The following is a 17,823-nucleotide window of genomic DNA, read 5'->3' on the forward strand; positions in this document are numbered from 1 at the left end:
GGCTCGTGTCCATGAACTATGAATTCGATTTTCACTTTCTGACCGGTAATGCCGCAGCGCTCTGGAATGGCTTGAAGGTCACATTGCAGCTCGCTTTGATATCGAACGTGGTGGGTCTGGTGCTGGGGTTTGGGCTTTGTCTCTTGACGCTTAACCGGTGGTTTTTCATCCGCTGGCCCGCTCAGTTGTTCATTGAGTTTTTCCGTTGCACGCCAGCACTGCTGCAGATCGTGTGGTTCTTCTACTGCTTGCCGATGCTGTTCAACGTGTTCATCGACCCCATCACCATGGGCGTGCTTGCCTTGGGCCTGAATCTCACCGCGTTCAATGCTGAAGCGTATCGGGCGGGTGTGCAGGCTGTTCCAAGGGAACACGAAGACGCCTGTGTAGCGCTGGGTCTGCGTCCGTGGCAGCGAACGATCTATGTGATTTTGCCGCAAGCGGTTCGTACCGCATTGCCGGTGTTGATGACTAATGGCATCTCGATACTTCAACAGAGTGCGCTGGTCGCCATCGTGGCTGTTGCTGACCTGATGTACGTCGGCAAGAGCATTGCCACTGAAGCGTATCGCCCACTGGAAACTTACTCACTCATTGCCTTGATCTACTTCGCGCTTTCACTGCCCATCGCGCAATGGGTGCAGTGGATCGAACGTCGTCAGGACACTGCGCTCGCGCGCTGAGGAGATCGTCATGCAGCTTGATTTTACGGTGGTCTTTTCTTACTGGCAGGTCTTGGCGAAAGGGCTCGCGCTGACGCTGGCGTTCACGGTCAGCTGCGCGGTGTTGGGCAGTGCGCTTGGCTTTCTATTGAGCCTTTTGCGCCTCTCGAAAAACCGCTTTATCAGCATTCCCACAGGGCTTTATGTCGAGCTCTTTCGCGGCACGCCGTTGTTGATCCAATTGTTCTGGATTTTTTTCTGCCTGCCTGTGGTGTTCGGCATATCCGTTGCGCCTTACGTCTGCGTGATGCTGGCGTTGACCCTGTACATGACGGCCATTACCAGCGAGACATTTCGTGGAGCGCTGAAATCCATTCCCAGCGAGCAACACGATGCCTGTACGGCCCTGGGTGTCGCCCAGTGGAACAAGGTGCTTTACGTCATTTTTCCGCAAGCGCTTCTCAGAGCGGTGCCTCCGCTTCTTTCCAACGTAGTAAGCCTGTTCAAGGAGAGTGCGCTGATTTCATCTGTCGGCATCGCTGATCTGATGTTCGTAGGACAAAACATTTCCAACAGCACTGCCCGCCCGGTGGAGTTTTTATCGGCGGTGGCGGTGATCTATTTCCTGGTGGCGTTCCCCCTGACCCGACTGGTTGGGGTGGTCGAGACCCGGATGCTCAAACGCTACGCATACTGACAATCACACTGGAGATTCTCCCATGCAGCAACTTAACGGCATCATGCCAGCCCTGGTGACCCCGTTCGATAAAAATGGCGCAGTCGATTACGACGTGTTGGCGTCCTTGGTCGAGTACCAAATCAAGCAGGGTGTAGGCGGCTTGGTTCCCTTGGGTTCAACCGGTGAATACTACGCACTGACCAATGAGGAGCGGCGTCAGGTGATGGCGACCGTTCGAGAGGTCGCCAATGATCGCGTCATGTTGATTGCCGGTGCGAATGGCGCCTGTACCCGCGAAGTCATTGAGCAGGTCAAGCAGGCGCGGGATACCGGATACAGCAATTTGCTGATTGCTCCGCCGTATTACGCGATCCCGACTCAAGACGAACTCATCGGGCACTACAACGCAATTCTCGACGCGGTGCCCGACGTAAACATCGTTCTGTACAACTACCCGATCCGCACTAATGTGGAGGTGGGATACAGCGTCATGGATGCACTCAAGGACCATGACCGGGTCATTGCCATCAAAGAGAGCGCAGGCAACTTGCTGCGTGCCATTGAAATCGATGACCGCTACAAGGGGAAAATCCAGCTTTCGTGCGGTTCTGATGATCAGGCTCTGGACTTTTTCCTATGGGGCGCCACCAGTTGGATCTGCGCACCAGCGAATTTCCTGGCACCGCAAATCGTGGCGTTCTATGAAAACTACGTCAGCGGGCAACTCGCAGGAGCCCAGCAAATCGTACGCTCGCTGTTTCCACTGATGAACAACCTGGAAAGTGGCAAATTCATTCAAAAGGTCAAGTATGGCTGCGAGTTGGCCGGGTTCAACGTCGGTATCGCCCGCATGCCGTTGTTGCCACTGACCAATGACGAAAAAGCCGAATTCCGCAAAGAGTTCGAGAGGCTTCAGGGCTGAGATCTATCCCGCATCGGCGATAAGCGCTGATGCGGATTCTTCAGTCACTGATGAATGTCCATGATGGACTCATGCCTGCAGGTTCCGCGCTAATCGAGAGTCTTTATGAACACTATGCAACCGCCAACCCATCAGACCATCAATGGCGAAACGGCCGTCGTCATTGGCGGTGGCATCGTTGGGGTGTGCTGCGCTTTGTATCTGCAACGCGAAGGTTATCGAGTCACCTTGGTCGACCCTCAAGCACCGGGCGACAGCACCGCCAAGTGGAGTTGTGGGCAGATGGCGGTGAGTGAGGTTATCCCGCTGTCCAAGCCGGGCATTCTCAAGAAAATACCTGTCTGGCTGCTTGATCAAAAGGGGCCGCTGGCGCTTCGACCAAGCGCTCTGCCTGGAATCTTGCCGTGGTTCCTGCGCTTCGTTGCTTGTGCTCGTCATTCGCGCATCGTCGAAATCGCCAATGAGATGGCGACATTGACTCACCACGTCTACGAAGACTACGCGCCGTTACTGGAGCGATGCGCAGACAAAACGTTGATGGGCGAACGGCCAATCATTGAGGTATTTGACACCCCTGAAGGGTTAGCCCAAGAGGGGGGGCATATGGATCTGCGTCGATCCCTGGGTTTCAGGTCTGAAGTGCTGGATCGTGCGGCAATATCGGATCTGGAACCTGCATTGGCTGGAAAATTCAGCCACGGTTTATTGTTCCCTGATTGGCGCGCGGTCAGTGATACCAAAGGATTCATCGCCGCCCTGACACAAAGCTTCATCGAGCAAGGAGGCGTCCGCGTTCGTGGTCAGGTCGAAAAGATCGACGAGGTTTCTGACCGCGCCAACGGCGTGACATTGGTCAATGGAGATCGTTACAAAGCTGACCACGTCGTCATCGCTGCGGGCACCGGTTCAAGTCAGTTTTTCTCGCAGATTGGCGGATCGGTGCCACTGGCCGGCATTGCCGGATATCAGGTGTTGTTACCGCATTCGGGCGTGGAAGTACGTCATTCGGTGATCTATGCCGACGGCGGTTTCTGTTTCGCACCGATGACGCGAGGATTGCAGATCGGCGGCACCATCGAATTCTCCGGCCCTAACGCCGAGCCAAATTTCAAACGGGCCGACATCATTCTGGAAAAGGCCCGCAAAATCCTTCCACAGCTAAGACTTGACGACATCGAATACGGCATTGGTTATCGGCCGTTTCTGCCGGACACAAAGCCTGTAATCGACAGGAGCTCGCGCCTCAAGAATGTCTTCCTTGCATTCGGCCATGGCCAGCTCGGACTGACACTGGGGGCAACCACCGCACGCCTCATCACCGACATGGTCGCAGGGCGCCAACCGGCCCAAGACTTGACTCCTTTCAGCGCCAAACGCTTTGCGTTCAACTGAGGTAAATCATGAAATCCTACGACCATCTCTATATTGACGGCCAATGGGTAAAACCTGCCTTGGGCGGCACTTTCGCAACCATCGACCCCAGTCATGAAAAGGTCATTGCGCACGTTGCTGCAGCCACGGCGACAGATGTCGACCTGGCAGTAAAAGCGGCACGCAGAGCCTTCGACGAGGGCCCTTGGCCGCTGATGGCTGGCACCGAAAGAGCAGCCGTTTTACGCCGCATCGCAACGGGTATCCGGGACCGCCTTGACGTTCTTGCAGAGCTTGAGGTGCGTGACAATGGCAAGCCTCTGCCGGAGGCTCAGTGGGACATTGGTGATACGGCGGGGTGCTTCGATTTCTATGCCGACCTCGCAGAGGAACTCGATGCTCAGCAAGAGAAGCGCATCAACCTTGCTGATGAGCGTTTCAGCAGCATCGCTCGCAAGGAACCGATGGGTGTGGCTGGTGCGATCATTCCATGGAACTTCCCAATGCTGATGGCCGCCTGGAAGGTGGCCCCTGCGTTGGCTGCCGGTTGCAGCATGGTGCTCAAACCTTCCGAACTCACGCCTTTGACAGCGCTGGAGTTGGCTGAAATTGCACACGAGGCAGGTCTGCCGGCAGGTGTGCTGAACGTAGTGACCGGATTGGGGCCTGATGCAGGCGCTCCGCTAAGCGAACATCCGGGCATCGATAAGCTCGCGTTTACCGGCAGTGTCCCGACCGGTTCCAAAATCATGCAAGCGGCGGCGCGTGACATCAAAAACATCAGTCTTGAGCTGGGTGGTAAATCACCTTTTATCATTTTTGATGACACTGATATCGAAGCGGCTGTCGAATGGATCATGTTCGGCATTTTCTGGAATCAGGGTCAGGTCTGTTCAGCCACCTCGCGGGTGTTGGTACAACGCAGCCTATACGAGCCTTTGCTGAAACGGCTGGTCGAGGAGACGAGCAAACTCAGCATTGGTGACGGATTGAAGGAAGGCGTGCTGCTCGGGCCTTTGGTCAGCAGCGGTCAATACCACAAGATTCTGCAAGCCGTTGCACGCGGCCAGGAAGAAGGCGCCACTCTGCTGTACGGTGGCACGAAGCCGGCGCATTGCGAATCGGGGTATTTCATCACTCCCGCTATCTTTGCGGACGTGTCAGTCGACAGCTGGTTATGGAATGAAGAGATCTTTGGCCCGGTGATTTGCGTACGCCCGTTCGACGATGAAGTCGAAGCGCTTAAAAGTGCCAACAATTCGCGGTTCGGTCTGGCGGCGGCAGTCATGTCAAAAGACCTGGTTCGCGCAGAGCGGATCGCACGCCGTCTGCGCGCCGGTATCGTCTGGATCAATTGCTCGCAACCGACGTTTACCGAGGCACCCTGGGGTGGATACAAGCAAAGCGGTATCGGTCGGGAGTTAGGTGAATGGGGGTTGAACAACTACCTCGAAACCAAACAGATCACCCGATACGACAGCGATCAACCCTGGGGTTGGTACATCAAGTAAGAGAGGGCGTCATGCGCTGGAAGAAAACGCTTCAATTGGTCGATGTGCATTGCGAAGGTGAGATTGGCAAAGTCATCACCGGGGGTGTCCTCGACATCCCCGGCAAGACCATGCTCGACAAGATGAACTACATCAACGAGGTCGATGACAGCCTTCGTCGCCTGGTCGTGCTGGAGCCGCGTGGATGTCTGCAGATGTCGGTCAATCTGTTACTGCCGCCGACACGGCCCGAGGCTCAGGCAGGCTTCATCGTTTTGCAGGCTGACAAGGCCCATCCGATGTCGGGCAGTAACTGTATCTGCGTTGTCACGGCATTGCTTGAACTCGGCATCCTGCCGATGGAGGAGCCGTATACGACGGTCGTGCTGGATACTCCAGCCGGCTTGGTCACCGCACGTGCGCACTGTGCAGATGGCCGCTGTGTGAGTGTCTCGCTGGATATGGTGCCCTCGTTTGTGGAGCATCTGGATGTTGTCATACAGACCGACGAGTTTGGTCCCATCAAAGCGGATATCGCTTTTGGGGGCGTTTATTACGCCCTGATCGATGTCGAGCAGGTGGGGCTGAGTATCGAGCCCGGCAAGGCCCGAGAACTTGCCGATGCGGGTGTGCGCTTGAGAGGCATCATCAACGAACAGGTGTCGGTGAAGCATCCGCTGATCGATAGTTTGAATGAGGTCGCCTACGTGATGTTCCGCAACCGCATCGATCAATTCACCTGGCAAACCTGCACCACATTGCCCCCTGGTCGGGTAGATCGCTCACCCTGTGGCACTGGCAGTTCGGCGAACCTGGCCACCCTGAGCGCCCGTGGGCAAGTGGTGCCGGGCGATCAACTGACCTCTCGCTCAACCATTGGCGGCGAGTTCAAGGTCGAACTTCTGGGTTTGACGGAAGTTGGAGATCGGGCCGCGGTATTGCCCAGAGTCACCGGCCGAGCATGGGTGTATGGCATGCATCAGATTGGCGTCGACCCTGATGATCCGCTCGCTGATGGATTTATGCTGAGCGACACTTGGGGCGAAGGTTTCTAACTGAATGATGGCCGGTGTTAGGCTTACGTCCGGCCAAACGACCAGCCCGTTCCCTGAGAGCTACTCAATGAGCAACGATACCCCAGAGACCAACGCAAGCGTCAAACGCCATGGTGGGCGCTATATCTACGAAGAGCTTCGTAAACAAATACTGACACTCAAGCTCAAACCAGGATCTCCGCTGGATGAGGTGTCATTGGCTGCGCAGTTCGGACTTTCCCGTTCGCCGGTAAGGGACGCCCTGGCACGACTCATCAGTGAGGGGCTGGTCACTATCCTGCCTAACAGGACAACGCTGGTAACGCCGTTCGAGATTGAAGATTTTCCAAACTATATTTCCGCGCTCGATCTTATTCAAAGGGCTGTCACGCGGCTGGCAGCGACTCAGCACGACGAGGAAGATCTGGAGCGGATACGCTCGGCTGATGCGGCCTATCTCGATGCAGTGACCTCGGGGGATTTTCAGGCAATGTCGGAGACGAACAAGGCCTTTCACATTGCCATTGCCCAGGCAGGAAAGAATCCCTATTTCATCAGCTACTACGAGAAACTGTTGGGAGAGGGCCAAAGACTCGCGCATTTGCATTTTGACTACATCATCAGTGCCGCGAGCACGACCACGCGGCTGGGACGCGACCATGATGAAATCATCGACGCCATCGCTGCACGCAATCCCGATCAGGCCGAGCAAGCCGCTCACGAGCATACGATGCTTTTCCAGCGACGCTTTCTTGCCTATATGCAGCAAAACCTGACGAGTGCTGTGTCGGTGAAGTAAAGGAGCGGCAGAGTCGCTGCTTGATCATCAACCGTCGATCCCTTCGCTGAAAGTACAACGCCGGCCATGAGCCGGCGTTGTACTTTTCAATGGCTAGCTGGACAGCGGATTCACCTTCAGCGTGCGTTTGCCCAGCCTCATTAACCCGTAATAACTCAAGGCCGGAACCAGCAGCCCGACGATCCAGGCCACGTCCACACCGTCCAGCGCAGTGGCCACCGGCCCCACGTATAACGTGGTGTTCATGAACGGAATTTGCAGGGCGATGGCCAGCAGGAAACTGCCACACGCGATCCAGTTGATGCGCCCGTACATGCCGTTGAGGTCGAAGATATCGTCAATCCGGTACTGGCCTTTGCGCAGGCAGTAGTAGTCCACCAGATTGATCGCCGTCCAGGGGATCAGGAAATAACTCATGAAGAAAATGAAGTTGAGGAAGAAGTTGATGAAGTCGTCCTGACCGATGGTGCACAGCGCCGTGGCGACCAGGCTGATCACTAGCATGAACACGCCGCGTACCCGTGGCGTGACCTTGAACCGGGCGAAGGGCTCGATCACCGTGATGGTCGACATGAAGGCGCCATACAGGTTGAAGACGTTGATCGACACCTGGCCATAAAGGATGAAGGCGAACAACAACACCGCGCCAGCGCCGAATAATCCGGCGACATGGCCGCCGACATTGCTGGAAAAGTCGCCGATGCCGACGCTCAGGATCGCGCCGAGGATCATCATCCACGCGCCGCCACTGACGGTGCCGGCATAGCTGTACCAGAACACTTTTGCCGTGGATGTCGTGCTCGGCAGGTAGCGTGAATAGTCCGCGACATACGGGGCGTACGACAGCTGCCAGGTCACCGCGATGCTGACCGCTACCAGAAACTTCGAGAGCGAGAACCCCATCGGCAGCCATTGTTCAGCGGGTATAGGCAATTGCAATGCAAGCAGCGTGGCGGCGAAAAATACCCCCAGCGAGAGCAGCGACAGCCACTTCTGCAAACGGTGGATCAATCGATAGCCATACAGCGCGACAACGAAGCACAAGGCACCGATCAGGTAGACATTGCCGGTCGCCGGCAACGGACTGACGGACGCCAGCGCCTGGGCGGCGAGCAGGGTGTTGCTGACGAAGAACCCAAGGTAGATCAACATCACGAACAGCAGCGGCAAGATGGCGCCGAGAACGCCGAACTGCGCGCGGCTCTGGATCATTTGCGGAATGCCCAGTTTGGGGCCTTGGGCAGAATGCGAGGCCATGAAAATCGCTCCCAGCAGCGAGCCGATGATCATCGCCAGGGCGCTCCAGAAAAGATTGAGCCCCATGACCACCGGCAGCACGCCGCAGGCAATGGTCGTGATGTTCATGTTGGCGCCGAACCAAATGAAAAACAGCGAGCCGGGGTGGCCGTGGCGTTCGGACTCAGGGATGAAATCGATGCTTCTTTTTTCGACTTGCATGGCGATTACTCCTGAGTCCGGGCGAGGTGGGACTGGAAGCGGGCGATGGTGCTTTCGAACTCATGAGGCTGGTGGGCAAAGAAGTCCGGCCGCCCCGGGGTCAGGCTCACGTACTCGAGGTTTTCAAGGGCTCGCAGGCATTGCTCGGTGCTCAGGATTTCCAGCGAATAGACCCAGTTGGCCATGATCAACAGGGCCGAATGGTGGCCTGATTGGGTCGTGGTGGTGCAAGCGTCGCTGACCAGGCGGATGTGGTAGCCCAGGGCGAAAGCATCGAACACGCTGCTGAGCACGCAGACGTCGGTCAACACGCCACTGATGATCAGCGTGTCGACGCCCAGCGTCTTGAGTCGGGAATCGAGGTCGGTGCGGTGAAAGGCGCTGTAGCGACTTTTATCCAGCACCCATTCCTCTGGCTGTGGGGCCAGGCGTTCGAGGATTTGCACTTGCCGGGTGCCCGCGCGATAGCTGCTCGGGCCGCCGTCGGTCGCCCGGGGTTCGCCGCGCGGCATGTCGCTGCCGTCGGCCTGATTGATGTGGCGGGTAAAGATCACAGGCACCTGTGCAAGGCGGGCGGTATCGAGCAGTGCCGCCGTATTGGCGACCACGGTGTCGATGTTTTCCAGGACGAAACCGTCCTCCTGTTGCATGTCGATGATCAACAGCGCGTTTTTATTGTTCATTGGGCAAACCTGATCATGAGCCGAAGCACAATGCACCGCAGACGTTCGCCATGGCGGGACGTGAGGTGCGTGGGTTTCTGTTCGGATTGATCAGTTAACTATTTGCCAGAAGCCGTTCTGCTTGGCGGAAACGCTGGCACGCAGACGTTTGAGATGGATATGCGAAGCCGTCCATTCGCCGCGCAGATAAGCCTGCGCAGCGCTGGAGGGAAGGGCGGGTGATGGGCGGCGACTATTGAACATTGCAATCGACCCTACACGTCAGTCAGCCCCCGGGCTTCGCATCCGGGGGCGCAAGGGTGGACTCAGCGGAACGCCGGGACCACGTGTTTGATGAACAGCTCCAGGGATTTTTTCTTTTCCGCATGGGGCAGGCTGTTGTCGCACCAGAAGCTGAATTCGTCGACGCCCAGTTCCTGGTAATACTTGATGCGCGGGATAATTTCTTCCGGCGTGCCGATCATGGCGGTCTTGTGCAGGCTCTCCAGCTGGAACTCCGGACGCTCGGCGAATTTTTCTTCCGGGCTCGGTGCCAGGAAACCGTTGACCGGTGTTTGCTTGTTGCCGAACCAGGCGTCGAAAGTGCGGTAGAACTTCGAGATCGCCTTGGCGCCGACTTTCCAGCCCTCCGGGTCATCGACGGCGTGGACGTGGGTGTGACGCAGCACCATCAGTTGCGGGCGCGGCACGTCCGGGTTGTTGTCCAACGCGGTCTGGAACTTGTTCTTCAGGTCGAGGACTTCTTCGTCGCCTTTCATCAGCGGCGTGACCATGACGTTGCAACCGTTGGCCACGGCGAAGTTGTGGGAGTCAGGGTCGCGAGCGGCAATCCACATCGGCGGGTTGGGCTTCTGGATCGGCTTTGGCACGCTGGTGGACGTCGGGAATTTCCAGATATCGCCGTCGTGGGCGTAGTCGCCTTGCCACAGCGCACGGACCACCGGAACCATCTCGCGCAGTGCCTGACCGCCGGACGAAGCAGGCATGCCGCCGGCCATCCGGTCGAACTCAACCTGGTAAGCGCCACGGGCCAGGCCGACTTCCATACGCCCATTGCTGATCACGTCGAGCAACGCGCATTCACCGGCGACCCGCAGAGGGTGCCAGAACGGCGCGATGATGGTGCCGGCGCCCAGGTGAATGGTGGTGGTCTTGGCTGCCAGGTAGGCCAGCAGCGGCATCGGGCTTGGCGAGATGGTGTATTCCATGGCGTGGTGTTCGCCGATCCAGACGGTGCTGAAACCACCGGTTTCAGCCATCAGGGTCAGTTCGGTCAAGTCTTCGAACAGCTGGCGATGGCTGACGCTCTCGTCCCAACGTTCCATGTGCACGAACAGCGAAAATTTCATGACGCTTACCTCGGATTCTTTTGTTGTCGGCCTGTCGACAGGCTGTTTATTGGAGTCTAGGAATTCGCAATCTACGCAAAAATATTCCTGAGTATTGTCGAATCAGGCGAGCACGGGCAGGGCGCCCATCTTGCCGTGGCAATACACCAGTGGACCGGCGTTCTGCTGGGGCACGATCAGGTTCTTCACCGCGCCGACCATGATTGCGTGGTCACCGCCTTCGTATTCGCGCCACAGTTCGCACTCGATCACGGCCGTGGCATTCGCCAGAATCGGGTTGCCCAGCTCGCTCAAGGTCCATTCGATACCTTGCGCCTTGTCTTTGCCTTTGCGGGCGAACGCATAGGCTTCGCTTTGCTGTCCGCCGGACAGCACGTGGATGGCAAAGCGTTTGTTCTTGATCAGTACCGGATACGAGTCGGAGCTGTAGTTGGGGCAGAACAGCACCAGGGCCGGGTCCATGGACAGCGAGCTGAAGGCGCTGGCGGTCAGGCCGACGATCTGTCCGTCGTCATCGAGTGTAGTGATGACAGTGACCCCGGACGGAAACGAACCCATTACTTGTTTGTAGATGGCGGCATCGATCATGGGACGGTCCTCTGGCGGTGTGGTACGGGTTTTTATGTGTTTGTAGGTCTGATGGTATACCGTAATACATAGTTTGCAAGGGCTTTTTTTGTCGCCCGATAAACGTATTGAATTCTGGTTTAGGCCAATGATTGCTGAGGCTTTAACGATTAAGTGCGATCTCGTATGACTCAGAATAGCGGGGCAGATCGTCGTAAAAAGACCGGATCAGTCTTGTGAAAAAGTTGGAATACCATAATATGCCTGCCATCTGAGGGGCGGCCCAAGAGCTCCCCCGGTTTGGCTTCATACAAATATAAGATCAGACAAACTCGAGTTCATGCACATGTCCCAGATGTCCCGGCAAGACCCCCTGATCGAGAATCATACGGTCGATTACGTCCCTCTCGCGGAACGCCATGGGAAGGCCCGCGATCTTTTCACTTTATGGTTCAGCACCAACATTGCGCCGCTGCCTATCGTCACTGGTGCGATGGTGGTGCAAGTGTTTCACCTCAATCTGTTCTGGGGGTTGCTGGCCATTGCGCTTGGGCACATGGCGGGAGGCTTGGTGATTGCCTTGGCCTCGGCGCAAGGCCCGCGCATGGGCATTCCGCAGATGGTCCAGAGTCGCGGCCAGTTCGGTCGTTATGGTGCGCTGCTGATAGTGTTCTTTGCCGCACTCATCTACGTCGGGTTTTTCATCTCCAACATCGTGCTGGCCGGCAAATCCATCGTCGGCCTTGCGCCTTCGGTTCCGGTGCCAGCGAGCATCCTTATCGGTGCCTTGAGCGCCACCGCGATCGGGGTGATCGGTTACCGCTTCATTCATACCCTTAACCGCATCGGGACCTGGGTCATGGGCAGTGCCTTGCTGGCCGGTTTCCTCTACATCTTTGCCCACGATTTGCCAGCGGACTTCTTCACTCGCGGCAGTTTCAATGTGTCCGGCTGGCTGGCGACGGTATCGCTGGGCATTATCTGGCAGATCAGCTTTTCGCCGTACGTGTCGGACTATTCGCGTTACCTGCCCGCCGACATCGGGATTGCCCGTCCGTTTTTCGCCACTTACCTGGGCGCAACCCTGGGCACCATTTTGTCTTTTACCTTTGGTGCGGTCGCAGTGCTGGCGACGCCGGAAGGCACTGAAGCGATGGCAGCGGTGAAGCAATCCACCGGTTGGTTGGGGCCGATTTTGATGGTGTTGTTTCTGCTCAATATCATCAGCCACAACGCCTTGAATCTGTATGGCGCGGTACTGTCGATCATTACTTCCATCCAGACGTTTGCCAGTCAATGGACGCCGAGCATCAAGGTGCGTGTGGTGTTGTCGAGTGTGGTGCTGACGGGCTGCTGTGTGGTGGCGTTGGGGGCTTCGGCGGATTTCATTTCGCAGTTCATCGGGTTGATTCTGGCGTTGTTGCTGGTGTTGGTGCCTTGGGCTTCGATCAACTTGATCGACTTTTATCTGATCAAGCGCGGGTGTTATGACATCGCCTCGATTTTCCGTGCGGACGGCGGGATTTACGGGCGGTTCAATTGGCATGCGATTGTGGCGTATTTCATCGGGATTGTTGTGCAGCTGCCATTTGCCAATACGTCGTTGTATGTGGGGCCGTATGCCAATCTGGTGGACGGTGCGGATTTGTCCTGGTTGGTGGGGTTGGTGGTGACCTGTCCGCTTTACTATTGCCTGGCAACGCGGGGGCAGGTGCAGGAGGGCAGGGTTTCGCGGTTGGGGTTTGCTGACTGATTACGTTGCTTGTGTGGTTTGGAATGCCCGGCTTTGGTCGGGCGTTTTTTTTTGGTCGTGTACATATCCGTTTTTGGGTGGTGGGAGTGAGCCTGCTCGCGATGCTGTTGATCGTTCCCACGCAGAGCCGGGAACGATCACCATCACCACGCGCAAGGGTTGAGCAAACAGTTTGGCCGGCAGGCGGCCTCGTTTAAACAACCCCAATCAACCCTCAATGCAACGAATACAAACCCAGGCCCTCATATAAGAAGGAAGTGGCCACCGACGCCAACAAGCGAACGATGCCCCAACAGATATTTACCCAGACAACAGGTAATTGTTTCTATGACTGCGGCTGACAAAAACCACGTGACCTGGTTGGTTGAACAATCGATGCTTCATGCCGCCAGACAGCGGGCCAAACTCTACTCAGGGCAAGGTCGGATGTGGCAGCAGCCCTATGCCCATACCCGGCCCCGGGATGCCTCCGCGCTGGCGTCCGTATGGTTCACCGCCTACCCGGCCTCCATCGTCACCCGCGAAAACGGCACCGTGCTCGAAGCCCTGGGCGACGAAACCCTGTGGCATGCACTGTCAAGAATCGGCATCCAGGGCATACACAACGGCCCGCTGAAAATGTCTGGCGGCCTCACAGGCACCCGACTCACGCCGACCATTGACGGCAACTTCGACCGCATCAGCTTCGAAATCGACCCACAACTGGGCACCGAAGCGCAGCTTCAAGCGCTGGTGCGCATGGCCGCCGCGCACAACGCCGTGATCATCGATGACGTTATTCCCTCGCACACCGGCAAAGGCGCGGACTTCCGCCTGGCCGAGATGGCCTACGAAGACTATCCGGGCCTCTACCACATGGTCGAAATCCGCGAAGAGGACTGGCCTCTGCTGCCGGACATCGCCGACGGCCGTGATTCACAAAACCTCAGCCCGTTGCAGGTCGACGTGCTGCGAGACAAGCACTACATCGTTGGCCAGTTGCAGCGAGTGATCTTCTTCGAACCGGGGGTCAAGGAAACCGACTGGAGCGCGACACCGATCGTCATCGGTGTCGATGGCAAGCCGCGACGCTGGGTCTATCTGCATTACTTCAAGGAAGGGCAGCCGTCGCTGAACTGGCTCGACCCGACCTTCGCCGCGCAGCAGATGATCATCGGCGATGCTTTGCACGCCATTGACGTCATGGGCGCGAAGATCCTGCGCCTGGACGCCAACGGATTTCTCGGCGTGGAGCGCAAGCTCGACGGCACGGCCTGGTCTGAAAGCCACCCGTTATCGATCACCGGTAACCAGTTGCTGGCCGGCGCGATCCGCAAGGCTGGCGGTTTCAGTTTTCAAGAGCTCAACCTGACCGTCGACGACATCGCCAGCATGTCCCACGGCGGTGCCGACCTGTCCTACGACTTCATCACCCGACCGGCCTACCAACACGCGTTACTGATGGGCGATACCGAATTCCTGCGCTTGATGCTTCGCCAGATGCACACCCTGGGCATCGATCCGGGTTCGCTGATCCATGCCCTGCAGAATCACGACGAGTTGACCCTGGAACTGGTGCATTTCTGGACGCTGCACGCCCACGACACTTACCTTTTTCAGGGCCAGACCTTCCCCGGCAATATCTTGCGCGAACACATTCGCGAGCAGATGTACGAGCGTCTGTCCGGCGAACACGCACCCTACAACTTGAAGTTCGTCACCAACGGCGTGTCCTGCACCACCGTCAGCATCATCACGGCGGCGTTGGGGATTCGTGATCTGGACGCGATTTCGACGGCAGATATCCAGCAGATTCGCCAGGTCCATTTGCTCTTGGTGATGTACAACGCCATGCAACCGGGCGTGTTCGCACTCTCAGGCTGGGACCTGGTGGGCGCGTTGCCGTTGCCGGCTGAAGAGGTTGCACATTTGATGGGTGACGGCGACACGCGCTGGATTCACCGGGGTGCCTACGATCTGGTCGACCTCAATCCGGAGGCGCCGCTGTCCGCCGGCCAGATGCCGCGTCCGAAGACGTTGTATGGCAGCCTGCCCAGCCAATTGAAGGACCCGGATTCGTTCGTCTCGCAACTGCGCAGAATCCTCGCCGTGCGGCGCTCCTATGACATCGCCGCGAGTCGCCAGATCCTGATCCCGGATGTCCAGCACCCGGGGCTGCTGATCATGGTCCACGAATTGCCGGCCGGCAAAGGCACGCAAATCACCGCGCTGAACTTCGGCTCGACGCCGATCACCGAAACCTTGCACCTGCCCAATATTGCGCCGGGCCCCGTGGTCGACATCATCAACGAGCGAGTCGAGGGTGATCTCACGCCTGAGGGTGAGTTCACCATTACGCTGGATGCCTACGAAGGGTTGGCCCTGCGGGTGGTGAGCAGCACTCCGATGATCTGAGGGAAGGCGTCAGTGCGCTTTCAGGCCGGTCTGAGCTCAAGCACTCACGTTCCCGGTCTTCGTCCCTATCATCTGTTGATCGGCATGATAGGACGAGCGCACCAGCGGGCCGGATGCGACGTTCTTGAAGCCCATCCGGGTGCCTTCTTCGGCGAACCAGGCGAAGGTGTCCGGGTGTACGAAACGCTGCACCGGCAAGTGACTGCGCGACGGTTGCAGGTACTGGCCGAGGGTGAGCATGTCGACATCGTGCTCACGCAGTCGCTGCATGACTTCGATGACTTCTTCGTCGGTTTCGCCAAGACCCAACATCAGGCCGGATTTGGTCGGGACGTGCGGGACCAACAGTTTGAATTTCTGCAGCAAGTCCAGTGACCACTCGAAATCCGAGCCCGGCCGTGCGGCTTTGTACAGGCGCGGTACGGTCTCAAGATTATGGTTGAACACATCGGGCGGTTCTATGGCGGTGATCGCGAGGGCGACGTCCATGCGGCCTCGGTAATCCGGCACCAGGGTTTCCAGTTGCACGCCCGGCGACAGCTTGCGGATCTCGCGCAGGCAATTAACGAAATGACGGGCGCCACCGTCGCGCAGGTCATCGCGGTCCACCGAGGTGATCACCACGTACTTCAGACGCAGGTCGGCGATGGCCACTGCCAGGTTCATCGGCTCCTCGGTGTCCAAAGGTTTGGGCCTTCCGTGGCCGACATCGCAGAATGGGCAGCGGCGGGTGCAGATATCGCCCATGATCATGAAGGTCGCCGTGCCACCGGAAAAACATTCGCCGAGGTTCGGGCAGGAGGCTTCCTCACAGACACTGTGCAGCTTGTGTTTGCGCAACAGCTGTTTGATCCGGTCGACCTCGGGTGAGATTGGAATGCGTACGCGAATCCAGTCGGGTTTGCGCGGGAACTCATCGGTCGGGATGATCTTCACCGGAATTCGCGCGACCTTTTCTGCGCCGCGCAGTTTGATGCCGACTTCCATTTTGGCCGGGCTTTGGCCAGTCGATTCCACAAGTACGCTCATGTGTAGTGGTCTTCTGTTCGAGTGGGAAAAGCAAGATCGCATCGCAACCTGTGGGAGCGAGCAGGCTCGCTCTCACATAGTCAGTGCAGCGGATCAGTCGCGGTACACCGGGAAATCGCTGCACATTGCAGCGGCTTGCCGGGCGACTTGAGCCTCGACATCGGCATCGCCGAGGTGATCGAGGATGTCGCAGATCCAGCCCGCCAGCTCGACGCTCTGGGCCTCCTTGAAACCACGGCTGGTGATGGCCGGCGTGCCAATGCGCAGGCCGGACGTCACGAACGGTGATTGCGGGTCGTTCGGCACAGCGTTTTTGTTCACCGTGATACCGGCGCGGCCGAGCGCGGCGTCAGCGTCTTTGCCGGTCAACCCCTGGCGGATCAGGCTGACCAGGAATAAGTGATTGTCGGTGCCACCCGACACCACGTCGTAGCCGCGGTCGATAAAGACCTTGGCCATCGCTTGAGCGTTGCGGATCACTTGCGCCTGATAGGTTTTGAAGGCTGGCTCCAGCGCTTCTTTAAAGCACACGGCTTTGGCGGCGATGACATGCATCAACGGACCACCCTGGCCACCAGGAAACACCGCCGCGTTGAGTTTCTTCTCCAGTTCCGGATTGGCCTTGGCCAGGATCAGGCCGCCACGCGGGCCGCGCAGGGTTTTGTGCGTGGTCGTGGTGACAACATCGGCAAATGGAATCGGATTGGGGTACAACCCGGTCGCCACCAGGCCCGCAACGTGGGCCATGTCGACGAACAGATAGGCGCCAACCTTGTCGGCAATCTCACGGAAGCGCGGGAAGTCCAGGGTTTTGGAGTAAGCGGAAAAACCCGCGATGATCATCTTCGGTTGGTGCTCGACGGCCAGGCGTTCGACTTCGTCGTAGTCGATCAGCCCGGTGGCGGTGTCGATGCCGTATTGGACGGCGTTGTACAGCTTGCCGGAGAAGCTGACTTTTGCACCGTGGGTCAGGTGGCCACCATGGGCCAGGCTCATGCCCAGCACGGTGTCGCCGGCTTGCAGCAGCGCAAGATAAACCGCAGCGTTGGCCTGGCTGCCGGAGTGTGGCTGGACGTTGGCGTAATCGGCGCCGAACAGCTGTTTGGCGCGATCAATCGCCAGTTGCTCGACCACGTCGACGTGTTCACAACCCCCGTAATAACGCTTGCCTGGATAGCCTTCGGCGTACTTGTTGGTCAGGCCGCTGCCTTGTGCCTCCATCACCCGTTGGCTGGTGTAGTTTTCCGAGGCGATCAGCTCGATGTGATGCTCTTGCCGCGCGTCCTCGGCGTTCATCGCCGCCAGCAGTTCGTCATCGTAGCCTTTGATCTGGTCGTGTTTGCTGAACATGGTGCAATCCTCTGTGGTTCTCTGAATAAGGTGGCCTGGAGCTGTGTTGGCTTTCAGGCGTCTTGATAGTCGGCTATCGATGGACAGGCGCAGATCAGGTTGCGGTCGCCGAAGACGTTGTCGACCCGGCCTACGGGCGGCCAGTATTTGGCGTCGATCAAGGTGTCGAGTGGGTACACCGCTTGCTCACGGCTGTACGGATGCGTCCACTCGCCAACGATTTCCGCGGCGGTGTGCGGCGCGTTTTTCAGCGGGTTGTCGTCCTTGTCCAGGGTGCCGTTTT

The 17,823-nt window shown here is 57.8% G+C and carries 16 protein-coding genes; 9 read left to right on the plus strand and 7 right to left on the minus strand.

The genetic code is table 11. From position 1 onward, the window contains the following. Nucleotides 1-11: 11 nt before the first annotated feature. The 7 genes from QRN31_RS29115 (at nucleotide 12) to QRN31_RS29145 (ending at nucleotide 6,957) form a co-directional block, all read left to right on the plus strand. Nucleotides 12-683: an amino acid ABC transporter permease gene (locus QRN31_RS29115; RefSeq protein ID WP_285436220.1), complete on the plus strand. Its 672-nt coding sequence runs from the start codon at nucleotides 12-14 to the stop codon at nucleotides 681-683. A 10-nt stretch (nucleotides 684-693) separates the two neighbouring features. Continuing rightward, nucleotides 694-1,359: an amino acid ABC transporter permease gene (locus tag QRN31_RS29120; RefSeq protein ID WP_285436222.1), complete on the plus strand. Its 666-nt coding sequence runs from the start codon at nucleotides 694-696 to the stop codon at nucleotides 1,357-1,359. A gap of 22 nt (nucleotides 1,360-1,381) precedes the next feature. After that, on the plus strand, nucleotides 1,382-2,263 hold the full coding sequence (dapA, locus tag QRN31_RS29125) for a 4-hydroxy-tetrahydrodipicolinate synthase (RefSeq protein WP_285436224.1): 882 nt from the start codon (nucleotides 1,382-1,384) through the stop codon (nucleotides 2,261-2,263). 114 nt (nucleotides 2,264-2,377) lie between these two features. After that, nucleotides 2,378-3,655 (plus strand): NAD(P)/FAD-dependent oxidoreductase, encoded by a 1,278-nt coding sequence (locus QRN31_RS29130; RefSeq protein WP_285436225.1) that lies wholly within the window; start codon nucleotides 2,378-2,380, stop codon nucleotides 3,653-3,655. An 8-nt stretch (nucleotides 3,656-3,663) separates the two neighbouring features. Next, the gene (locus QRN31_RS29135; RefSeq protein ID WP_285436227.1) at nucleotides 3,664-5,145 is read left to right on the plus strand and encodes an aldehyde dehydrogenase family protein; all 1,482 of its coding nucleotides are present in this window, start codon (nucleotides 3,664-3,666) and stop codon (nucleotides 5,143-5,145) included. An 11-nt stretch (nucleotides 5,146-5,156) separates the two neighbouring features. Beyond that, nucleotides 5,157-6,179, plus strand: coding sequence for a proline racemase family protein (locus tag QRN31_RS29140; RefSeq protein WP_285436229.1), 1,023 nt, complete (start codon nucleotides 5,157-5,159; stop codon nucleotides 6,177-6,179). A gap of 67 nt (nucleotides 6,180-6,246) precedes the next feature. Further along, nucleotides 6,247-6,957 carry a GntR family transcriptional regulator gene (locus QRN31_RS29145; protein WP_285436231.1) on the plus strand — a complete coding sequence of 237 codons (711 nt, stop codon included), beginning with the start codon at nucleotides 6,247-6,249 and terminating at the stop codon, nucleotides 6,955-6,957. Between the two features lie 93 nt (nucleotides 6,958-7,050). Here QRN31_RS29145 and QRN31_RS29150 read toward each other — a convergent pair whose 3' ends face one another. The 4 genes from QRN31_RS29150 to QRN31_RS29165 all read right to left on the minus strand — a co-directional run bounded on the left by QRN31_RS29150 (nucleotide 7,051) and on the right by QRN31_RS29165 (nucleotide 11,035). Beyond that, nucleotides 7,051-8,415 (minus strand): purine-cytosine permease family protein, encoded by a 1,365-nt coding sequence (locus QRN31_RS29150; RefSeq protein ID WP_285436233.1) that lies wholly within the window; start codon nucleotides 8,413-8,415, stop codon nucleotides 7,051-7,053. A gap of 5 nt (nucleotides 8,416-8,420) precedes the next feature. Next, nucleotides 8,421-9,098, minus strand: a complete 678-nt coding sequence (locus QRN31_RS29155) for a cysteine hydrolase family protein (RefSeq protein WP_285436234.1) — start codon at nucleotides 9,096-9,098, stop codon at nucleotides 8,421-8,423. A 305-nt stretch (nucleotides 9,099-9,403) separates the two neighbouring features. Next, complete coding sequence (locus QRN31_RS29160; RefSeq protein ID WP_285436235.1) at nucleotides 9,404-10,447, minus strand: LLM class flavin-dependent oxidoreductase; 1,044 nt, start codon at nucleotides 10,445-10,447, stop codon at nucleotides 9,404-9,406. 102 nt (nucleotides 10,448-10,549) lie between these two features. After that, nucleotides 10,550-11,035: a flavin reductase family protein gene (locus QRN31_RS29165; RefSeq protein WP_056740501.1), complete on the minus strand. Its 486-nt coding sequence runs from the start codon at nucleotides 11,033-11,035 to the stop codon at nucleotides 10,550-10,552. A 325-nt stretch (nucleotides 11,036-11,360) separates the two neighbouring features. On the opposite strand from QRN31_RS29165, the gene QRN31_RS29170 reads away from it, so the two are divergent. Beyond that, the gene (locus tag QRN31_RS29170) at nucleotides 11,361-12,767 is read left to right on the plus strand and encodes a purine-cytosine permease family protein (protein ID WP_285436237.1); all 1,407 of its coding nucleotides are present in this window, start codon (nucleotides 11,361-11,363) and stop codon (nucleotides 12,765-12,767) included. Between the two features lie 327 nt (nucleotides 12,768-13,094). Next, complete coding sequence (treS, locus tag QRN31_RS29175) at nucleotides 13,095-15,161, plus strand: maltose alpha-D-glucosyltransferase (RefSeq protein WP_285436239.1); 2,067 nt, start codon at nucleotides 13,095-13,097, stop codon at nucleotides 15,159-15,161. 36 nt (nucleotides 15,162-15,197) lie between these two features. On the opposite strand, the gene lipA is transcribed toward treS, so the two are convergent. The 3 genes from lipA to QRN31_RS29190 all read right to left on the minus strand — a co-directional run. Continuing rightward, nucleotides 15,198-16,190: a lipoyl synthase gene (gene lipA / locus QRN31_RS29180; RefSeq protein ID WP_285436241.1), complete on the minus strand. Its 993-nt coding sequence runs from the start codon at nucleotides 16,188-16,190 to the stop codon at nucleotides 15,198-15,200. Nucleotides 16,191-16,283: 93 nt separating this feature from the next. After that, on the minus strand, nucleotides 16,284-17,540 hold the full coding sequence (glyA, locus tag QRN31_RS29185) for a serine hydroxymethyltransferase (RefSeq protein WP_285436243.1): 1,257 nt from the start codon (nucleotides 17,538-17,540) through the stop codon (nucleotides 16,284-16,286). A 53-nt stretch (nucleotides 17,541-17,593) separates the two neighbouring features. After that, a partial coding sequence (locus tag QRN31_RS29190) for a hypothetical protein (RefSeq protein ID WP_285436245.1) occupies nucleotides 17,594-17,823 on the minus strand: 230 nt, incomplete at its 5' end.

It is taken from the genome of Pseudomonas sp. fls2-241-R2A-110 (genome assembly GCF_030209165.1).
GTDB lineage: Bacteria > Pseudomonadota > Gammaproteobacteria > Pseudomonadales > Pseudomonadaceae > Aquipseudomonas.

Bases quoted from the DNA above. Each gene is read 5' to 3' on its own strand.
- dapA (WP_285436224.1), top strand. From the start codon at position 1,382: ATGCAGCAACTTAACGGCATCATGCCAGCCCTGGTGACCCCGTTCGAT.
- QRN31_RS29160 (WP_285436235.1), bottom strand. From the start codon at position 10,447: ATGAAATTTTCGCTGTTCGTGCACATGGAACGTTGGGACGAGAGCGTC.
- QRN31_RS29150 (WP_285436233.1), bottom strand. From the start codon at position 8,415: ATGCAAGTCGAAAAAAGAAGCATCGATTTCATCCCTGAGTCCGAACGC.
- QRN31_RS29120 (WP_285436222.1), top strand. From the start codon at position 694: ATGCAGCTTGATTTTACGGTGGTCTTTTCTTACTGGCAGGTCTTGGCG.
- QRN31_RS29130 (WP_285436225.1), top strand. From the start codon at position 2,378: ATGCAACCGCCAACCCATCAGACCATCAATGGCGAAACGGCCGTCGTC.
- QRN31_RS29135 (WP_285436227.1), top strand. From the start codon at position 3,664: ATGAAATCCTACGACCATCTCTATATTGACGGCCAATGGGTAAAACCT.
- QRN31_RS29155 (WP_285436234.1), bottom strand. From the start codon at position 9,098: ATGAACAATAAAAACGCGCTGTTGATCATCGACATGCAACAGGAGGAC.
- lipA (WP_285436241.1), bottom strand. From the start codon at position 16,190: ATGAGCGTACTTGTGGAATCGACTGGCCAAAGCCCGGCCAAAATGGAA.
- glyA (WP_285436243.1), bottom strand. From the start codon at position 17,540: ATGTTCAGCAAACACGACCAGATCAAAGGCTACGATGACGAACTGCTG.
- QRN31_RS29165 (WP_056740501.1), bottom strand. From the start codon at position 11,035: ATGATCGATGCCGCCATCTACAAACAAGTAATGGGTTCGTTTCCGTCC.
- QRN31_RS29170 (WP_285436237.1), top strand. From the start codon at position 11,361: ATGTCCCAGATGTCCCGGCAAGACCCCCTGATCGAGAATCATACGGTC.
- treS (WP_285436239.1), top strand. From the start codon at position 13,095: ATGACTGCGGCTGACAAAAACCACGTGACCTGGTTGGTTGAACAATCG.
- QRN31_RS29145 (WP_285436231.1), top strand. From the start codon at position 6,247: ATGAGCAACGATACCCCAGAGACCAACGCAAGCGTCAAACGCCATGGT.
- QRN31_RS29140 (WP_285436229.1), top strand. From the start codon at position 5,157: ATGCGCTGGAAGAAAACGCTTCAATTGGTCGATGTGCATTGCGAAGGT.
- QRN31_RS29115 (WP_285436220.1), top strand. From the start codon at position 12: ATGAACTATGAATTCGATTTTCACTTTCTGACCGGTAATGCCGCAGCG.